General features: G+C 49.5%; 12 protein-coding genes. 7 read left to right on the forward strand and 5 right to left on the reverse strand.

The window, feature by feature from the left end; genetic code table 11:
- Nucleotides 1-72: 72 nt before the first annotated feature.
- Complete coding sequence (locus ASF12_RS06735) at nucleotides 73-1,809, forward strand: ABC transporter ATP-binding protein (protein ID WP_056031233.1); 1,737 nt, start codon at nucleotides 73-75, stop codon at nucleotides 1,807-1,809.
- A gap of 142 nt (nucleotides 1,810-1,951) precedes the next feature.
- On the opposite strand, the gene ASF12_RS06740 is transcribed toward ASF12_RS06735, so the two are convergent.
- Both ASF12_RS06740 and ASF12_RS06745 read right to left on the reverse strand, forming a co-directional pair.
- Nucleotides 1,952-2,851 carry a manganese catalase family protein gene (locus ASF12_RS06740; RefSeq protein WP_056031235.1) on the reverse strand — a complete coding sequence of 300 codons (900 nt, stop codon included), beginning with the start codon at nucleotides 2,849-2,851 and terminating at the stop codon, nucleotides 1,952-1,954.
- 128 nt (nucleotides 2,852-2,979) lie between these two features.
- The gene (locus ASF12_RS06745; RefSeq protein ID WP_056031239.1) at nucleotides 2,980-3,804 is read right to left on the reverse strand and encodes an AraC family transcriptional regulator; all 825 of its coding nucleotides are present in this window, start codon (nucleotides 3,802-3,804) and stop codon (nucleotides 2,980-2,982) included.
- A gap of 126 nt (nucleotides 3,805-3,930) precedes the next feature.
- On the opposite strand from ASF12_RS06745, the gene ASF12_RS06750 reads away from it, so the two are divergent.
- The gene (locus ASF12_RS06750) at nucleotides 3,931-5,388 is read left to right on the forward strand and encodes an alpha-L-fucosidase (protein ID WP_056031240.1); all 1,458 of its coding nucleotides are present in this window, start codon (nucleotides 3,931-3,933) and stop codon (nucleotides 5,386-5,388) included.
- Nucleotides 5,389-5,446: 58 nt separating this feature from the next.
- Here ASF12_RS06750 and ASF12_RS06755 read toward each other — a convergent pair whose 3' ends face one another.
- Together ASF12_RS06755 and ASF12_RS06760 are read right to left on the reverse strand one after the other, a co-directional pair.
- Nucleotides 5,447-5,677 (reverse strand): deaminase, encoded by a 231-nt coding sequence (locus tag ASF12_RS06755; RefSeq protein WP_056031243.1) that lies wholly within the window; start codon nucleotides 5,675-5,677, stop codon nucleotides 5,447-5,449.
- The gene (locus ASF12_RS06760) at nucleotides 5,662-6,309 is read right to left on the reverse strand and encodes a DUF3885 domain-containing protein (protein WP_056031246.1); all 648 of its coding nucleotides are present in this window, start codon (nucleotides 6,307-6,309) and stop codon (nucleotides 5,662-5,664) included. The genes ASF12_RS06755 and ASF12_RS06760 overlap by 16 nt, the downstream gene beginning before the upstream one ends.
- 130 nt (nucleotides 6,310-6,439) lie before the next feature.
- Between ASF12_RS06760 and ASF12_RS06765 the strand changes: the two genes are divergently transcribed.
- A complete protein-coding gene (locus ASF12_RS06765) occupies nucleotides 6,440-6,979 on the forward strand; it encodes a hypothetical protein (protein ID WP_056031249.1) in 540 nt (179 codons plus the stop codon).
- 118 nt (nucleotides 6,980-7,097) lie between these two features.
- On the opposite strand, the gene ASF12_RS06770 is transcribed toward ASF12_RS06765, so the two are convergent.
- Complete coding sequence (locus tag ASF12_RS06770) at nucleotides 7,098-8,735, reverse strand: alkaline phosphatase (protein WP_056031252.1); 1,638 nt, start codon at nucleotides 8,733-8,735, stop codon at nucleotides 7,098-7,100.
- Nucleotides 8,736-9,102: 367 nt separating this feature from the next.
- Here ASF12_RS06770 and ASF12_RS06775 point away from each other — a divergent pair, with 367 nt between their 5' ends.
- The 4 genes from ASF12_RS06775 to ASF12_RS06795 all read left to right on the forward strand — a co-directional run bounded on the left by ASF12_RS06775 (nucleotide 9,103) and on the right by ASF12_RS06795 (nucleotide 16,587).
- Nucleotides 9,103-11,982, forward strand: a complete 2,880-nt coding sequence (locus tag ASF12_RS06775) for an S-layer homology domain-containing protein (RefSeq protein WP_081418646.1) — start codon at nucleotides 9,103-9,105, stop codon at nucleotides 11,980-11,982.
- A 600-nt stretch (nucleotides 11,983-12,582) separates the two neighbouring features.
- Nucleotides 12,583-14,124, forward strand: coding sequence for a spore germination protein (locus ASF12_RS06785; RefSeq protein WP_081418647.1), 1,542 nt, complete (start codon nucleotides 12,583-12,585; stop codon nucleotides 14,122-14,124).
- 73 nt (nucleotides 14,125-14,197) lie between these two features.
- Nucleotides 14,198-15,418, forward strand: a complete 1,221-nt coding sequence (locus ASF12_RS06790) for a Ger(x)C family spore germination protein (RefSeq protein WP_056031261.1) — start codon at nucleotides 14,198-14,200, stop codon at nucleotides 15,416-15,418.
- 68 nt (nucleotides 15,419-15,486) lie between these two features.
- Nucleotides 15,487-16,587: a GerAB/ArcD/ProY family transporter gene (locus ASF12_RS06795; RefSeq protein WP_056031264.1), complete on the forward strand. Its 1,101-nt coding sequence runs from the start codon at nucleotides 15,487-15,489 to the stop codon at nucleotides 16,585-16,587.
- The last annotated feature ends 15 nt before the right edge of the window (nucleotides 16,588-16,602 follow it).

Here is a 16,602-nt window from a genome sequence, read left to right on the forward strand (position 1 = left end):
ATATAGTAGATTTTATTTTAAGGAATACAAAATGTCAACATTCTACTAAATATGATTTGCACAGGTGACGATATGAAACCATTATTACAAGTCAATCATTTGTCCGTTTCCTTCTTTTCTCGCGATTCAGAGGTTGAGGCGGTACGCGGGGTAAGCTTCGAAGTGCATCCAGGGGAAACGCTCGGCATCGTAGGCGAATCGGGCAGCGGCAAAAGCGTAACCGCCCGCACGATCATGCGCTTGCTCCCTTCTCCCCCCTCCATCGTCAAAGGCGGCGAGGTGTTGTTTCAAGGCGATAATCTCGCTCATAAATCAGAGCACGAAATGGAGAAAATACGCGGCAAGGATATCGGCATGATTTTTCAGGACCCGATGTCTTCGCTCAATCCGACGATGCGTATCGGCCGGCAAATTGAAGAAAGCTTAATCAAGCATCGCAAGCTTGGCAAGCAGGAGGCCCGCAAAGCGGCAATTGAAATGCTGGATATGGTTGGAATAGCTGATAGCGAGTCCCGCTACTATCAATATCCCCATGAATTTTCCGGCGGCATGCGGCAGCGGGTGATGATTGCGATTGCCCTTGCCTGTAGGCCTTCGCTGCTCATCGCAGACGAGCCTACGACTTCACTAGATGTAACGATTCAGGCGCAAATTTTGCAGCAAATGAAGGAATTGCAGCAGCAGCTCGGAACGTCCATTATATTGATCACGCATGATTTGGGCGTTGTAGCGGGGATGTGCGACCGCGTAGTCGTCATGAAGGATGGAGAAATCGTGGAGAGCGGCACGACGGAGCAAATTTTCGCAAATCCGCAGCATCCTTATACGGTGAAGCTGCTTCACGCCCTGCCGCGTCTCGATGAGAAGAAGAAGCCAAAGCCGAAGCCGTTGCTAGCCCGTCCGGAGGACAATGTTCCGCTGCTGCAGGTGCGCTCGCTCAGGCAGCACTTCGACCTCGGCAAAGGCCAAATCGTTAAGGCGGTTAACAATGTAAGCTTTGATATTCAAGCTGGCGAGACGCTTGGCGTCGTTGGCGAATCAGGCAGCGGCAAGTCGACGACAGGCCGCACGATATTGCGGTTAAACGAAGCGACTGGCGGGGAAGTGCTATACCGGGGCATTCCGCTCCAGCATTTAAACCGGGCCGAGATGAAGCAAATGCGGCGGCATATGGGCATTATTTTTCAAGATCCCTATGCTTCGCTTAACCCGCGCCTGCGCATTGTCGATATTATCGGCGAGGCGCTGGACGCTCATGGCCTAACGAAGGGCAAGGCAAACCGTCTCAAACGCGTAGAGGAACTGCTGGAATTGGTCGGGCTGAACGCCTCCCATGCCCTGCGCTATCCGCATGAGTTTTCCGGCGGGCAGCGGCAGCGCATTGGCATCGCCCGCACGCTGGCGGTCGAGCCGGAATTTATCGTCTGCGACGAGCCGCTGTCTGCCCTTGACGTCTCGATTCAGGCGCAAATTGTGAAGCTCTTGGAGGAGCTTCAACAGCGGCTTGGCCTGACTTACCTGTTTATCGCCCATGATCTATCCATGGTTAAGCATATTAGCGACCGGGTCGCGGTTATGTATAAGGGCAAAATTGTTGAGCTGGCTGAAAGCGAGGAGCTGTATTCGAATCCGCTCCATGCCTATACGAAGTCGCTGCTCGCAGCTATCCCGGTTCCTGATCCTGCGATTGAGTCGAAGAAGCGGCTGCTGCCGCATACAGAGGCAGCCAAAGCCGATCCGTACGGACTGGAGCATTCTTCCTTTATTGAAGTGAAGCCGGGACATTTTGTCGCCGTTGCAGGAGCTTAAGCTTCCGGATCAGCCTTAGCATAGGTTTATTAAATAAACAGCCAGCACTAGCCGAAAATAGACGGCAGGTGTTGGCTGTTTAGCGTTCTTTTTCATGGAAACGGGGCTGTGTCTCCATTTGGCATCCTGTGTGCAGGCAAGGTTAATGGATATTACCCGCGGCCTTCAGCCTCTCCGCAATGGCAGCAAAATCCTCAGCGGAAATGCCCGGCGCGAATTCCTCCTCCACCTCTGGATATTCCGGTACAGGCACGCCCTTCGGCAACCCATGAATAACCTCAAGCGGCTGCCCATCCTCTGGATGCGTGCCCTTCCAAATTTGGTCAATCGTTTTAAAATCATTATCGCTGTACGTATAAAGCTTCGTATGAACGCCTTTCTCCTCATACTTGCGCGCTTCATTGAATGCTTTGTTATTAAGAGAAGGAATTGGAATCAGCTTCGTCACATCGACGCCGGTCGCCACTTGCAGCGCTTTCGCATACGCCACGACATGGACACCGCCCCGTACGAGCAAATAGCCGACTACTTCACGCGCAGCCGGATGGGAGGTCATTTCATACACCTTCATTTTATGGGTTCTGGCGCCAACCTCCAGGAAGAAATTATGCAGCAAATCCTCGACCAAATTTCCGCTGTTGAATACATGCTCGCCCGTCCACGGCCGCCCCATTGAATCAACGGGCAATGCGCCTTGTCCGCCAGACAGGAAAGGAAGCGACATCCGCCAGTCCTTAACGGATTTCAGCGGCGATTCATCCGGCTTGCCCGGTGTCGTGGAGCCATGCAAGCAATGGTTAATCGCGTGGGAGACGAGCTCGACATGGCCTAGCTCCTCCGCCGTAATGCTCGTAACCAAATCATAAAACGGGCGCAGCTTCGTTTTCGAGCGAAAATTAAACGACTGGTACAAATAGTTGCTCAGCGTAGACATTTCGCCAAATTTTCCGCCCAGCAGCTCTTGCACCGCAGCCGCCGCGTTCGGCTCAGGCCGCCCGACATTCGGAATTTCGATCAACACTTCATCCAAGCGTTTGAACATGCTTTACCCTCCATCATTGTCAGTATCAGACTTCTCTGACAGCGCCAATAAGTTGCGACGCTTTATTATTTGCTGGATCAGGGAACGATATCCGTAATGGAGAACAATGGGAGAATGAAGCTGGTTTTTTATGGCCCTTGTTTTCTAAACTCTGTCGGAGACAGGCCCGCTATTTTCTTGAATTGCTTTGAAAAATAAAACAGGTCATTAAAGCCCGCCTGCTCGGCGACCTCGCTAACGCTGAGCGTTGAATCGGCCAGCAGCTCCTTCGCTTTTTCGATTTTCAAACGAGCGATGTATTGAATCGGCGGCACGCCCATTTGCTCCTTGAACATTCTTATAAAATAGTTCGGATGCAGGCACGCCCGCTTTGCCAGGTCTTGAATGGTGATATCGCTGCCGCTATTCATATGGATATAGCTCAAAATTTCTGTCAGCCGCTGGGTGGCAGCCGCATTTTTCAAGCTGATGCTCTCCTCGCCCTGCTGCATAATGAACAATGAAAACAGCTCCAGCAGCTTCGCTTTTGCAAGCAGCCTGGCATAGATTGTCTGGTCGTTCGCATAAAACACCAGCTCGGCAAAAATCGTCCGTACCCGTTCCTGATCAGCAGCCGTGCACAGATAAGGCACATCCAGCAGCTTGAACAGGTTGATTTCCCCAACCTTGGCGCTGAAATGGCACCAATATTTGCGGTATGTGGCACTCCCCTCTATGACCGAATACGATTGGGGCACGCCCTCCGGCACCAGAATAAGCTCGCCTGGAGCAGGCGAATACTCCTCGTCCCCGATTTTGAGCCAGCCGCTGCCATGCTCGATGTAATAAAACTTGCTGTAATCCGGCGTAAAATCGAGATCCTGCCATTCGGTGCTGACCGTATTATGATGGGCGATAAATAGCTCCACCTGCATATGGGACAAATAATAGGCGAGCAAGGAATGAGCATTCATGGGGCAAACCCGCTTCCATGGTTAATTTTATACAAATAAAAGTTAGTGTCCCACATTCTTAATCCTGTTAACGCTTGCTAGAATAGCCATGTAGATTTCAAATCGGAAAGGACGGTAACAGAAACCATGAATAAACAAGAGTATTTGAACCAAATAGCCGCAACGATTGCGCAGGGCCCTTATCGTGACGATTGGCAATCTCTCGGCGCATTTGAGGTTCCGGCTTGGTATAAGCAAGCTAAATTCGGCATCTTCATTCACTGGGGCGTGTACGCCGTTCCGGCCTTCGGCAGCGAATGGTATCCGCGGAATATGTATATCCAGGGCAGCAAGGAATATGAGCACCATATTGCCACCTATGGCGAGCATAAAAACTTTGGTTATAAAGATTTTATCCCGATGTTCCAGGCTGAAAAATTCAACGCCGAAGAGTGGGCCGACCTGTTCCAGCGCTCGGGAGCGAAATATGTGATGCCCGTTGCGGAGCATCATGACGGCTTTCAAATGTACAAAAGCGCCATTTCCCGCTTTAACGCTTATGAAATGGGACCTAGACGGGATTTGCTGAATGAGATGAAAACCGCTTTCGAGCAAAAGGATTTGACCTTCTGCGTCTCGTCACACCGTGCAGAGCATTGGTTCTTCCTGTCGCATGGCAAGGAGTTTGAATCCGATATCCATGAACCGCTTGCGTGCGGCGACTTGTATTGGCCTTCTATGCCGGAGCCGGATCATCATAACTTGTATGAATCGCCACCGACGGATGAATATATGGAAGACTGGCTCATTCGCTGCTGCGAGCTGATCGATAATTATGAGCCGAAAGTTTTATATTTTGACTGGTGGATTCAGCATGCCTCGTTCAAGCCGTATTTGAAAAAGCTCGCAGCCTATTATTACAATAAATCCGCTGAGCTTGGCTTCGAGGGCATCATTAACTATAAGCATGACGCCTACATGCTCGGCAGCGCCGTTCCCGATGTGGAACGCGGACAATTCGCTGAGCTGAAGCCGTATTACTGGCAGACCGATACGGCTGTTGCCCGAAACTCATGGAGCTACACGCCTAACAATGATTATAAATCGCCGCTGGAGCTCATTCAAGATTTGGTCGATATCGTCAGCAAAAACGGCAATCTGCTGCTCAATGTTGGCCCGAAAGCCGATGGCACGATCCCGCAGGAGGATCAGGACATTTTGCTCGCGATCGGAGGATGGCTTGAGACGAACGGCGAGGCCATCTATGATACAAGCTACTGGCGCACTTATGGGGAAGGACCGACGAAGGCTGTAGAGGGACAATTTACGGACGGTAAAAGCAAAATTTTCACACCGCAGGATATCCGCTTTACCGTGAAGGGAAGCAGCCTGTATGCCACCGTACTCGTCTATCCAGAGGACGGCGAGGTTAAAATTACGTCGCTGAAGGAGAAATCCCACGATTTTCAAGGCATTATTCAGCAGATCGAAGTACTCGGCTTCGAGGAGCAGCCTGTATGGGAACGCACAGCAGAAGCACTCGTCGTGAAGACGAATGATGTTCGCAGCTCTTATCCGGTTGTGTTGAAGATTACAGTGGATTAATCAGATCAATGTATCCATTCGTCTAAAAAAAGCAAACCCACCAACAGCCGGATAAAGGCTAGCGGTGGGTTTTGCAGTTGACTCTTTTGCAAATGTTAAGGACTTTTTTGATCATCGACAATACAATCGTCCCTGTACACATAGGACATGGCTCACAGGTCGTATACAGCGTCAGTCCATTGTCCGCGATAAACCTTTTATTTTCAAGCTGGAGCATGTGGTTCCCCGCTCGTCCATTCCAATTATCCCTCCAAAAATTCACAGCAAAAAGCTTCACAGCGTAAACCATTCGTCCACTTTCTTCCGATCATAATCTAAAATCCAATCATTATACTGCTCATATATCCCCCGTAACGTCTCCACTTTTTCAGCGATAATGTCCAGTCCTCTGTCATCATAGAGATGAAAAATCGTTTTGTTCGTTTCATTAATGATATATATGTCCCCATCAATAATTGGCTCAAGACCAAGCGAACGATTTGCAATCGCCTCTAAAAGAGAATTAACGTTCAAATTTTGAAGCTTCACGCGGGCATAGTACCTTACCGTCACAATATCATCCGCATCATCCGGGCTCTTGTATCGATATTCCTGCTCTTGCTTTGATACTTCACTTATAGGAATGCCGCTAATATAATCATTGAAAGTCTTATACACATCTTTTTCAAAAAGAGTAACCGGGTGCTCGTCCCAGCTATCCATGAACAGTACAAAATAAATAAAATCCTCGCATCGATTAATCGCATTAAATAAAGCCAGCGCTCTGCTTTTGACTTTCTCAGCTCTAGCCGCAGCTTCACATATGTCTCCGCCCATTTCGAATCTAATGCCTACTGGCGCATTATAAAATATCGGGCTTTTTAAAGGCAGGCTCTTAAAATAATGCAGTAAGAAATGATCTAAATGTGAATCAAACGCCATCCCATCACCTCTTTCAAATCTGATCGTTCTCACCTTCGCCAGAAAACCATTGTATAATGAACACAGCTCTATTGAAACGCTTCAATATTTGCTTCGACATTAAAAATATGACCACTGCGAGGGAAAAAAGATGTTTGATCCAACCGTATTCGATAATTTGAAGGTTGCTTTTGAAAATCAGCTGTACGATCTGGATACGCTGGACGAAACGATTCAGATAACAGGCCGCAAAGATACGATGGAAATGTCCGTTATGGGACGAGCCTTCAGCCTTGCCTTCCACTTAACCGGGCAGGAAGCCGTAACCGCCGAGCTGCGGCTCGAAGCCTCATTGAAGGAGCTGGCCGCCGAGCTATTGGAGCTGCCGGGAGAGGCGCCCGGCTGCGAGCTGAGCTTGCTTTTTCATATGAGGGTGAAGGATTTCGAGCAGCAATGTCCGCAGATTGAAGCGGTATTCCAGCGGATTTGGCCGGAAAACCCTGTCCCTGTGCAGTCGCTCAGCTTTGTCTACTCAGAGGGGCAGGCGGAGCATCAGAACGAGATTAAGCTATCGTTCAAGCGCAAAATCAACGAGGAGCAAATGGAGGATATTCCGAGCTTGCTGGAGCATGTTCTGTTGACTTTGCGAGCGCTGGGCGAGGTTTCCGCTGCAAGCATAGAGGGAAAATAAGCGGCCCACCACATAACAGGCTAATCATTCCATAGTCAATATAGCGCATAGCAGCAAAAAGAAGAGCCCGCAGCCAATGCGGGCTCTTGCTCTTTGCACTATTTTCACAATCCATCGCTTATTTAATCAGATCTACAGCATCCTGCGGCACAAACGCATCGGTTCCGTTGTAAACGATGACGCCTTTAAGGGTCGTTTTCTTTCCGTTCAGGACGGCGATGTTTTTGTAAATTTGCAGCTCCAGCTTCTGGCTGCCCTTCGTCACGAGGATGGTTGGGTTTTTCGCATCCTTCAGGTTAAGCTCGTATTTCGCGCCTTTAGCCGTAAAAGCCTGCTTAGCCGGCACGAAGAGCTGCTTGCTGACCGCATCCAAATCAAGATCCAGCACGCGAGCCATATACTTCGCAATATCGGTATTGTCGATGACGCCAAATGGCCGGTCATTATTCGGAGCATATGTGTACAGCACCACATCTCCGCCGGTGTGTCCGCCAGTTGTCCAGCCAATACCTGCACGCTTGCTGATCATAGGGCCTACTGCATAATTCATTCTGCCCGGCTCCGCAGCTTTAATCGCCGCCATTTCCTCCGTCGTCAAATCCGAAATGCCATAATATTGCTGAAGCACAGATTTAATGTTCGTTCTCTTCGCATCCAGCTTCGCCTCCAAGCCCTCACCCGTCAGCTTCGCTTTCTTCAGCGGGCCAATGAAGGTGGACAACGGCTCCTTATCGTAGGTGCCTGTCGTTGCGGCGCTGCCGATCGTCAAACCGCCATTGCCATGGTCCGTTACAGCAACAACGGCTGTCTGCTTGTCCTTTTTCGCAAAATCCAACGCTACTTTAACCGCATTATCAAAGGCCAGCACATCGCTGATAATACCGATTGGATCGTTGGCATGAGCTGCCCAATCCACCTTGCTGCCCTCTACCATGAGGAAAAAGCCGTCTTTATCCTTGGAAAGAATGTCGATCGCTTTTTGCGTCATGTCGGCGAGACTTGGCTGCTTAGCGGGATCACGGTCCATATCATAGGACAGGCCTGCCGGAGCAAACATGCCCCATAGCTTGCCCGATTTGGAGGCCTTCATCGCCGCTGGCGTCGTGACATAGTCGTAACCGAGCGCTTTAATGGAGGAAACCAAATTTTCGCCATCGCTGCGGCCGGACGGAACCAAATAATCGCTGCCGCCGCCTAATACAACATCGACCTGATTATATACCTGCTGCTTGCTTAGGGCATCGTAGTTTTTACGGTCTGGATAGTGAGCGGTAAAATCAGCCGGAGTCGCATGCATAATTTCCGAGGTTGCAATGATGCCCGTCGCTTTTCCCGCAAGCTTGGAAGCTTCCAGCACAGAAGCAACCGGCTTTCTCTCATCGCCCGGGGCGATAGCCTTTTGGCCCGGCATCGTAGCCTTGTCTGGCAAAACGCCAACAAACCCCGTATGCGATTTATGTCCAGTAGCAAAAGCGGTGCCCGCAGGAGCAGAATCCGCAATCGGCGCATCTGCCGAGTGGGTGCGGACCATGCCGCTCGCCATTTGATCAAGCGTTAAGGAAGAGCCTTTATACCATCTGGCGAGCGCCGTTGCATCATTTGCCATGCCGTCAGGAATGAGAATGATCACATTTTTGATTGGCGATTGCTCATCCTCTGCGCTCACTCCGCTGTTTCCCCCTACAGTTGTTACTGCCACAATAGTCGCGACTGCCAGTGCTACCTTGGCTGCACGAGCATGGAACCTCTTTAACATGTACATCCTCCTATTAACTAGATTGGATAATGCTTCAACACAACTAGTTTATAAGAGAATTGATAGGGGAATGTAAAGGTCACTTTGATTATTTGTAAATTTGCAACAATTACCCATATTTAGTTTATCGCTTGAATCCTTAGATACATGCGTTTTTTCTACTTTATTCAGCTTTATTCAACAAAACATTTTGATAAATTCAATAAAACATCTTCCCTATTCATTATTTTCCATGGTAGTATTATACTATTGAGCAAAAAGACCTATTTTATCTTCTATGCAGAGTGAGTACATAGTCTTATTGTTTTAGGTCCTATGCACAATATGCAATTGTTTGGCAAACAGAGAATAGATAAGGGAGAGAGTTATGATGATTGGCAACATGGCAAGCAAACGTATTTCAGTCGCACTTGTTTTTGCAATGGTCTTATCGATTTTTTCCACGAACTATATCGCCTTTGGCGCAGAGGCAGCCGCCTCCTCCGTGTCGTTCACAGACATCGAGAAATCTTATGCTAAAGATGAAGTAACCGCTCTAGTAGAAAAAGGCATTCTCGGCGGTTATGGCGACGGCAGCTTTAAGCCTTCGAACTCTATTACTCGCGCGGAACTAGCTAAAGTGCTTGTGCTTGCTCTAGGCAAAGAGCAGGATGCTGCAAGCGCCGCATCTTTCAAAGATGTGGCCAGCAACAGCTGGTATAACGGCTATGTTGGCGCACTTGTGAAATCCGGCATTACGCAAGGCATTTCCGCCGACCAATTTGCTCCGAACAAAACCGTTACACGCGAAGAGCTCGCCGTATTCTTTGTTCGCGCCTTCGGCTTGGAGCAAGCTGCTAAAGCGGTGCCGCTGGATGAGAAGCTCTCGGATCTCTCCACTGTATCGGCATGGGCGAAAAGCTCCGTTTCCTTCGCCTACCAAATCGGCTTCATTAAAGGCGTAGCCAATGCAGACGGTACAACTCGCTTCAATCCTTCGGGCGTAGCAGATCGTCAAGCGCTAGCTCGTCTAGCCTACGAATTCGTCTTCAACAAATCGTCCTATGAGCTGGCAGCCGCTTCGCTCGGTGCAACTGCTACACCAGCACCGTCTGCTACCCCGACTCCAACAAACCCGCCGAAGTCATCAGACAGCAGCAGCGGTGGTGGAAACAATGGTGGAAATAACGGTGGAAATAATGGCGGATCGACGAGCACTTCCATTAATTCCGCAGGTGAGCACACGCTGGGTGCGGTGACTGGCGATGTCCGCATCTACGCTGCCAATGTTACCCTTAAAAACACAACGATTTCGGGTAATCTGTACTTGGAAACTAGCATCGGCAATGGCGATGTAACGCTCCAGAACGTTACCGTTAGCGGATCGACGACCATTAATGGTGGCGGCCCTAACAGTATTCACGTACAAAACTCCACTCTGGCAACCGTCATTGTAGACAAGCAAGATGGAAGCATTCGTCTCGTATTGGAAAATGGAACCGATGTTCAGCAGGTTACGATTCGCTCTGGCGCTATTATCGAAACACAGCCAGGGGTTGGACAAGTTGGAAACATCACCATCTCAAGCAACGTTCCACATAACGCACAAGTTTCGTTAAACGGCGTATTTAATTCGGTTTCCGTCTATGCTGAACAAGCAGCCATCACGCTAGGCGAGAACGGCTCTATCGGTCAGCTGGATGTATTCGCAAGCGCACTGAATACCGTTTTCCACCTGGAACATGGCTCTAACGTTGCAAATGCCGTACTTGATGCGATCGTTTCCTTCCTTGGACAAGGCTCGATTACTGATGCAGTGGTCAATGCAGACGGCGTAGACTTCAGCTCGCTGCCAAGCCAGCCAAACCTGCAAGCCGATCCTGCGGTTTCCAGCATCATTGCTGAACCTGCTCTAGGCTTTGAGCTTTCAGCGATTGGAGCAACACGTCAAATCGTTGCGACAGGCGTGAAATACACAGCTAACGCTAAAGATATTACGACTCATTCCAACTGGACCAGTTCAGATGCTTCTGTAGCTGAAGTCGTATACGGCAAGGTTAAAGCTGTCGGCGAAGGTACAACCTTCATTACAGCAACCTATGGCTTGTACAATGTACAGGTTCCTGTAACAGTAGCCGTTTATGAGCAAGGGTACCCGACGATTTCCACTGTACAAGTAACGAACGGCGCAGTCGATGTTTCTTTTGATCAGCAAGTGGAGGATGTGAGCCTGTCTGATTTCGCAATTTCCGCAACGCTGAACGGTGCAGCTTATGAGCTGAGCGGCTTGCAATATGCGGACGGCAAAATCACCTTTAATCCGGTTCAAAGCTATGGCTCCACGCTGTACGTTCATGTGGAAGCGAATGAAGCCAAAACCAAGTTCGCAGGCAGCCAAAGCGGTTCGGTTAAACTGACAGGCTTCGGCGGTACCATCATTGATGTTGCCCGTAATCCTGTAGCTAACCTGACGATTGAGTTCCGCAAAGGCCTCGGCGCTACAAGTGGCCCTGTTGTTGGAACAGCTGTAACCGATGCTAACGGAAGATATTACATTTATTTGGCTCCTGGCATTTACACAGGTGAGCTGGGCGGCGTAGGCACGCCATACGTAACAACCTACATGACTGCTGTATCGGCAGTAAATGTAAATAACCAGAATGAAAATCAAACTGCAATCGGCATTCCGTCCGAAAATGAAACGCGTATCGTATTGACATGGGGCAAGGACCCTGCCGATCTGGATTCGCATCTAATTGGACCAGCTGCACAAGGCGGTATCTTCCACACTTGGTATGGTGGTAAAGCTTATTATTATAACAATACCAAAATGGTTGATCTAGACTTGGATGATGTAACTTCGTATGGACCTGAAACAACAACGATCCGTAAAGATACAAACGGCACGTACACTTTCTATGTGCATCACTTCTCCGGAGCAAGCACAATTTCGGCTTCCGGTGCCAAAATTGAAGTGTACCGTGGTTCTTCCCCTACACCAATTAAAGTGTACGAAGTGCCAACCGATAGAGGCAATGAGATTTATTGGACTGTATTCACGATGACCATCACAGATGGTCAAGTTACATTCACGGATGTTAATGCATTCTCGAATACGAATCCTGTAAGGGGTCTGAACATCGTAGATAACAATCAAAGACCTTCTGAAGAACCAGAGCAAGAAGAAGAGCCAGAACAACAACCGGAGCAGGAGCAACAACCTGAACAGCAGCCAGAGCAACAGCCTGATCCACAAACAGCACCTTAATAGGCTGCAAAAAAATAACGCAGCGGTAACGCCTTAAACTTCAGGCAGCCGCTGAGCAATCAACAAAAACAGCATGACCGCTGAATCGGTCATGCTGTTTTTTTCTTTTCACTATAGGCTTGCGCTCCACTCGCTTACCCGTTACGACTCTTTGGCAAACGCGTCGCCCACCAAACCCACCAAATCAGCACTAAATACCAAACAATCCAATTCCCCGTCTTCCTTCTCACAGAAGGTACGAACAGCAGCAGCGCAAATATCCACTCCACTATACCTGTCGCATAAATGATTTCAAGCCGCAATGGAACAAAATCAGGCAGCATCTCGGCAAAGCCCTGCGCCTCCCGAAAATGTTAAAACCCCGCAACCACAAATAATAAAGCAAATAATACACAGCCAATGAATCTGGCTGCCGTTGTTCGCTGCTGTCGAATATTCCGTCACACTCCTTCCAATTGCTTTTATTATCTATTACCCCTATTCCTTTTCATACATAAAAGGGTAAGCTTTTAGCCAAATTATGACTTGGAGAGCTTTGGCGACTGGCGTGATCCCTTACCTAGCCGCACTCCGATCCTATTCAAGGAGGGTGGCACTGGCATGTTTTTCAACCATACAAAATCAGGTGGCTTGAATCAGCCGAAGGGCGGCTCTCCCCGGAAGAAGCATAAGGAACAACCGTTCAGCCCTTCGCTCAAATCCAATATAGATACGTTTACTAAGCTGCTTGGTCACAGCTCTGATCTCGAAATTAAGCCTTTTGCAAGCGACTTGGCTCCAGAGATTACGATGTCGCTCGTCTATTTGAGCGAAATGGTCAATGAGGCGACGTTAAATGAATCCGTCCTGCGCCCCTTAATGGAGGAAGATAAACAAGCGGAGGAGCGCAGCAACGCTTTAATTCATTTGATTAAGGAACAGATTATACAGGTCGGCTCGACTTATTGCACCGATTCCATAGAAGAAGCGATCGATATGCTGCTGAATGGTTACTGTCTCCTGCTTGTCCAGGAAGCGAGCAGCGGGCTGATGATTAATGTCAGCAGCAAAGAAGGCAGAACAGTCAGTGAGCCGACTACCCAAACCGTGCTGCGCGGGCCACAGCAAAGCTTCAATGAAATCTTGAGTACAAATATTAATCTGATGCGCCAAATCATTAAGTCGCCGGACTTGCATATCGAATCGATGGTTGTTGGCAGCCAAACACGTACGCAAATTGCGATGCTGTATTTGAACGGCGTCGCTTCAGCAGAAGCTGTAAAGACCATTCGTGAACGCCTTGAGGCTATTGAAGTCAGCGGCATTCTTGAAAGCGGCTATATCGAAGCGCTCATTCAGGAAAAACGATATACCCCCTTCCCAACGCTGATGAACACCGAGCGTCCAGATGCGGTTGCCGGGGGCATATTGGAGGGACAAATTGCGATTGTTGTAGATGGCACGCCATTCGTGCTGCTTGCGCCGGTCACGCTGTTTCAATTTTTCCAGACACCGGAAGACTATTACCACCGCTTTGATATCGCTACCTTCCTGCGGCTGATTCGTTTCGTATCTTTTCTCATTTCCATGCTGCTGCCAGCCCTATATATTGCCGTGACAACATTCCATCAGGAAATGCTGCCAACTACACTGCTCATCACGCTTGCTGCCCAGCGGGAGGGCATTCCGTTTCCGGGGCTGGTCGAGGCGCTGATTATGGAGATGACCTTTGAAGTATTGCGTGAAGCAGGCGTACGGATGCCACGAGCTATTGGTCCAGCCATTTCCATCGTAGGCGCACTCGTCTTAGGACAAGCCGCCGTAGATGCCGGAATCGTATCCGCCGGCATGGTCATGGTCGTGTCCTTCACCGCCATATCCAGCTTTGTCATTCCGCAGTTCAATATTGCGATTTCCGCTAGGCTCATTCGCTTCACGTTCATGCTGCTCGCTGGCGTGTTCGGCTTTATGGGCATTGTCGCCGGATTTATGGCGATGCTCATCCATTTGGCTGGACTTGAATCGTTTGGCGTTCCGTATATGACGCCGCTTGCTCCCTTCAATTGGTCGGCCATGAAGGATACGTTCATTCGCGCACCCCATAAAGCTCTGCTGAAACGAGAAGCTACGAACAAAATTAATCGCACTAGCAAGGCCGAATAAAGCTTAGCTGCCCAAATCTAGTCGAGAGCCCGCGGTTGTACAAGCGGCGTACGCTGAAAGGAGGAATCCGCATATGTATCGCCTGCTTACCCGCATCGTAGGCTCTTTGCTCATATTCATGCTGCTGGGAGGCTGCTGGAATCGCGTTGAAATGAATGAAATCGGCATTATTTCTGCCACGGCAGTAGATTGGGAAAAAGGGAAATGGATTGTATCTTACCAGATGGTCATCCCGCAGGCCATTTCCTCTCAAGGCAATAGCGCTGCTACGGGCGATGCCCCGGTGAACGTATTTTCGACCGAGGCAGATAGCATTCGCAAAGCCATCGGCGATGCCAGCCGCGAAATGTCGCGCAAGCTTTATTTTGCCCATAATCAAATCATTGTCATTAGCGAGACGGTCGCGAAGAAGGGAATCTCGCCGCTGATGGAAATCTATATGCGCAACACCGATGCCCGCGAAACGGTGTCGATGTTCATTGCCAAGGGCAAAGCGCGCAAGCTCATTGAGCAGCTGCTCCCTGTGGAGAAAATTCCCGGTACCGCTGTCCAGCGTCTGGTCGAAAACGAAGCTGCAAGCAGCTCCGTCTATCCCGATATGACAATGTATCGCATTTTACTCGAGCTGCTTGGCCCTACGCAGGCAACCGGCATTCCTGAGCTGGAAATTTCCGGTTCCAAGCAGCCTCTCAGTTCCGTAAGCTCCCTGCAGAACACCTATACCCGAGCAAAAATCAAGCTGGGAGACCTTGGCGTTATTTCCGGTGACAAGCTGGCCGGTTGGCTCACACCGGATGAAGCGGCCGGCGTCATGTGGCTGTCCGATCAGGTCAAGCGGACGACCATTAGCTTTGATTGCAGAGGTCAGGGGAGCAAAAAGGATTCCTCCGTTATTATAGGGGGAGCCTCCACCACGGTGAAGCCGGAGCAGCGGGCCGATGGAAGATGGGTCATGAATGTAAGTGTCAAAGCTAATGGGACACTCCTTGAATATACTTGCCCGAACGATCTTCAGCAGCCGGGGCTGTTAAAGCAGGAGGAGCTAAGAATCGCCGAAGAAATTAAACGAGGGATGGAAACGAGCTGGAAGGCGGCAAGCCGTCTGAAGACGGATATCGTCGGATTCGGCAAAGCCATAAGCATGAAATATCCGCAGCAGTGGAAGCAAATACAGAAGGATTGGAATGAGGAATTTCCCGAGACGGTGCTGAATTTGGATGTCAAATTCAAGCTTGCCCGCATTGGGTTCAGCAACTTTACCTTCAAAGAGGCGCAATCAAAAACGAGAAAATAGCGACGCCAGATTTGCACGCGCAGCCTGCGCTGCATACTAATACACGCTCGAAGGAGGGGTAAAATGCGATGGCGAAGGCACCCAAAATAGGCAAGTTTCAGCTTGCCATCATGATTTTGCTTTTCCAGATCGGCAGCACCCCCCTCTTCGAGCTGGGCGTAGATGCGAAGCAGGATTCATGGCTTGCGATGGCGCTCGGGGCAGTGATTGGCGGGATTTTTCTCTGGATGCTGCTGCGCATTCAAACTCGGTCCCCAGACGCTGACATGCCAGAGCTCTATAAGCAGCTGTTTGGCAAATGGCTGGGTTTTACGCTTGCTGTGCCGCAGGCACTTATATTTGCCTATGAATCGATGCGAAACGTCCGCGATTTTGGCGAGCTGACCGTCATGACCATTTTGAACAAAACGCCGCAATGGAGCATTATGCTGCTCATCATTTTATTGTCCTTATATGCGATTTGGAAAGGAGTCGAGGTATTTTTTCGGCTGGTGGAGCTGCTGTTTCCGATCGTATTTTTCAGCTATATTCTGCTTATCGCGCTGCTTATTCAGACCGGACTGCCGGACTATCACCGCCTGCTGCCAATTATGAGTGATGGCCTAGCGCCGATTTTCAAAGCGGCCGTGCCGGATATCGTCGCGTTTCCATTCGCACAGATGCTAACGATGTTAATGTTCTGGAAATATGTAAAGCCGATTGCCTCAAGGCTTCGCACCACCTACAGCGCTTATACGATCGTCTCCCTATTTCTGGTTTTCATGAATATGCTCATTATGTCCGTGCTCGGCCCTGCGCTCTCAGGCTACAGCATGATGCCTTTTCTTGAAGCCGTCCAGCTCATTCGCATTGCTGACTTTCTGGAACGGCTCGATGTAGTCGTAACGATTCTGCTTATTATCGGGCTGTTCGTCAAGCTGTCGCTGCTTTTTATGGCCGCCGTTCTGGCGCTCAGCTCACTGCTGAAAATTCCGTACCGCAAATGCGCGATTATCGTCGCAGTATTGATTTACAGCGCCTCCTTTGCCGAACCGAACAATACGGTTCATCTGTGGATTGGGCTGAAATATACGGTAAGGTACGTAACTCCTGTGCAAATAGCCATTCTGTTTATCGCCTTCCTGCTCGGCTTTTTTCGCAAAGCCAAACCTGCCAGCCGCACGCAATAGGGTCGGTATCTACTT

Origin of the sequence: Paenibacillus sp. Leaf72 (assembly GCF_001422685.1) — a bacterium.
In the GTDB taxonomy this organism is placed as follows: Bacteria; Bacillota; Bacilli; order Paenibacillales; family Paenibacillaceae; genus Pristimantibacillus.